The organism is Bifidobacterium sp. UTBIF-68, from assembly GCF_006408855.1.
GTDB classification, from domain to species: Bacteria; Actinomycetota; Actinomycetes; order Actinomycetales; family Bifidobacteriaceae; genus Bifidobacterium; species Bifidobacterium reuteri.
Window position 1 is genome coordinate 1 of the sequence record NZ_JFAN01000061.1, and the last position, 2976, is coordinate 2976.

Sequence of the window (2976 nt, forward strand, 5' to 3'; positions counted from 1 at the left end):
CCCCAAGGGTTGGAACACCGTACTGCAACAGCATGATGCAATGACGACAGGGAGACGACACGGATCCCCAACGCATCGCACGATGATCGACAAGACATCCTCGCGTCCATCCTCCGGTTCCCGAACCGCCACAAGCCGGCGGGAACACGATTCCCGACCGAATGATGATTCTTGCGGCGGCCATGGCCCAGGTGAGACGCCCGGTCCCATTCCGAACCCGGAAGCTAAGGCCTGGCACGGCGATGGTACTGCACCCGACAGGGTGTGGGAGAGTAGCACGCCGCCGCAACCCACTCTTGACAGGAAGCCCCATGGAGCACACGCCCCAAGGGGCTTTCCCATACCCGAAACACACACGAACACCACAGACCGGGGCCTCCACATCCCGGCACCCCCGGAAGACCCGGAAACCAGCCACAGACCAGACACACGTCGAACCCGGCACACGGGCGGAAACACCGCATGGAGGCACCCGATGCCATCCAGAAGACCCCGGACACAAACCAACACGACCAAGACCTCAACCATGCCCACAGACAATGCTGATGCATGGGCCTCACCAGGCTTGGGCCTTCCGGCTCTGCTTATATAGCGACAACCTGACGGACAATAACCACCATGGCTCTATACATGAATATTGAACATACGAAACACTGGCGCGTAACAATATCCCTATGAGCGTTTCTGATAACATCCGTCATGCCACTATGGCTGATTTGGAATCCTTGTCTGCCATTGAAGCCACATGCTTCCCTCCTGCGGAAGCCGCCAGTTCGTATGAGCTGCAATCTCGTCTGACCGTGTATCCTGACTTCTTCTGGCTGCTCACCGAAGAGCAGACAATCATATCCTTTATCAATGGCTTCGCAACCGACTGCCCTGATTTGACCGATGATATGTATGCCGATGCCACGCTGCATGATCCAGACGGCGAATGGCAGATGATTTTCGGCGTTGACACCGATCCGAGATTCCAGCATCGCGGACATGCCAGCACTCTCATGCACGCCGTCATCGAGGACACCAAGGCAGTCGGGCGACGAGGGCTGGTGCTCACCTGCAAGGAACACCTCATCGGCTTCTACCAGCGTTTCGGCTATATCGACGAAGGCGTTTCCTCATCAACCCACGGCAACGTCCGCTGGCACCAGATGCGCCTCACCTTTGACGAAATGAACTAGTGTCCAGCGCCAGTATCAGCTTATGTGCTCCAATCAGAACCCGTAAGGTGCTGGATGGGTGGCACCTGGATGGCAGTAATCCCATCCAGCACCTTATAGGCTCGTTCTTAACCGAAATCAGTCACGTTCGTGGGATTCGGAGTCATGTGCGAGCTTCATCTTGACGAAGACGCAGCCTGCTCCTGCAAGCGAGGCGATGGCCATCATGGTCAACGGCAGGGCAGTAGTCGCGCCGGTGACAGCCAAATCACCATTCCCGGTTGTGCCGGTTTCGTTTGACAGCGCCTGGCCAGCGACATCCTTTGCATTCTGCTTCGCTGCCGACTCCCTGTCGGCGGCATCGTGCGCAGCCTGCTCGTTGTCTTTCTGAGCCTGTTCAAGCTTGGAAGCGAGAGCCTTGGCACTTGCAAGTGCCTTGTCTGCGGAATCCTTGTCAGCCTTGGCGGCATCGTAGACCTTCTGCGCTGCCGCAAGGGCCTTGCCTGCGGTATCATCGGCGGAAGTGGCATCTTCTAGCTTGCGCGCAGCGGCTTCAGCAGTGGCTTTGGCTGCCTCCAAAGCGGCATTTGCCTTATCAAGTGCAGCTTGTGCGATATCAGGGTCAAGAGCCTTTTGTGCTGCAGTGGCTTCGGACAGTTTGCCGTTTGCCGCATCAAGGTTCCGTCGGGCTTCCTTGACCTTGGACTTGGCTGTCTGCAAAGCCTCGTTGGCCTTGGTTGCCGCTTCGGTTGCCTGTGCGGTGGCGTTCTTGGCTTCCGTAAGAGCGTTCTCCTTGGAAGAGAGCGTTTCCTGGGCTTTCTTCAGAGCTTCCACTTTGTCGGCTTGTGTTGCAGCGGCGTCGTCATAGGCCTTCTTCGCTGCCGCGAGCTTCTCGTTGGCTTCCTTGAGCGCTTTATCTGCAGCCTCGCGTGCTGCAGTGGCTTCAGCGGCCTTGGCGTTGGCTTTGGCCAATGCGTCTGCGGCGGTTTTGGCATTCGCCTGCGCCTGGGCGGCCTTGTCAAGTGCGGTTTGATAAATGGAGCCTGCATTCTTGAGACCGTCCATGTACGCGCTCAGCTTGGTCACATATTCGTCAACGGTCATGTCGCCGGCGTCATAGCCGAAGTTCTGGGCGTCTACCTTGAGACCCGACCCATCGGAGAAAGTGGTGCCAGTTCCGATGGTGTTGATATTCGGGTTAATGATGTTCTGGTAGTGACCAGTGGCGGAATAATCGTGATTGCCGGAATCCCAGATCTTCTTTTCGGCGTAATACCAGCCGTCAAGCGGATCATCATACCCCCAGGCGAGGTTCTGGGAGCCGCCATATACAAACACGTGGCCGAACCCACCGCCGTCAAACGTATTGTAATCTGCGGCGGCCTGAGCGGCGGCGGCAAGATATGCGCTATAGTTGAGCTCGCTCAGGCCAAGGCTTTTGCGAATCTCATTGGTTTCTTTCATGACCTTTGCGGTTTGTGCCATGTTGTCCAACGAGGTTGCCGAATCCTTGTCTCCAAGTTTGTACCAGACCTTTCCTTGCCAGTCCTTGATGGCATTGGCTGCCTTGTCGAGGCCATTGGCTTCAAAGAACCCGAGAGCTCCCTTGTTCCATTCAGACTCGGCGTTGTCGGCGATGGCTTTCTTTGCATCGGCATCCTTGTTGGCTTCAGATGCGGCTTTCGCGGCCTCATCCGAAGCGTTTTTCTTGGCCGCTGCGTCAGTGGACGCTCCCGATTCGGTGGCTGCCGCTTCCTGTTGCTTGGCTGCGGCATCTTCCTGGGCCTTCTTGGCGGCTTCAAACGCCTGCTTTACG

General features: G+C 57.0%; 2 protein-coding genes and 1 rRNA gene. 2 read left to right on the plus strand and 1 reads right to left on the minus strand.

The genetic code is table 11. The features are described 5' to 3' along the window. The first annotated feature begins 172 nt into the window (after window positions 1–172). Together rrf and BW14_RS11745 are read left to right on the plus strand one after the other, a co-directional pair. Window positions 173–289: ribosomal RNA gene (rrf, locus tag BW14_RS11740) — 5S ribosomal RNA — on the plus strand. A 385-nt stretch (window positions 290–674) separates the two neighbouring features. Then, the gene (locus tag BW14_RS11745; RefSeq protein ID WP_140490778.1) at window positions 675–1181 is read left to right on the plus strand and encodes a GNAT family N-acetyltransferase; all 507 of its coding nucleotides are present in this window, start codon (window positions 675–677) and stop codon (window positions 1179–1181) included. A gap of 117 nt (window positions 1182–1298) precedes the next feature. Here the strand turns inward: BW14_RS11745 and BW14_RS11750 are convergent. Continuing rightward, window positions 1299–2976: CAP domain-containing protein (locus tag BW14_RS11750; protein WP_258186127.1), on the minus strand; the 1678-nt coding region annotated here is incomplete at its 5' end.

What these genes read in the sequence shown, in the direction of transcription:
- BW14_RS11745 (WP_140490778.1), top strand. Translation starts at nt 675, where the DNA reads ATGAGCGTTTCTGATAACATCCGTCATGCCACTATGGCTGATTTGGAA.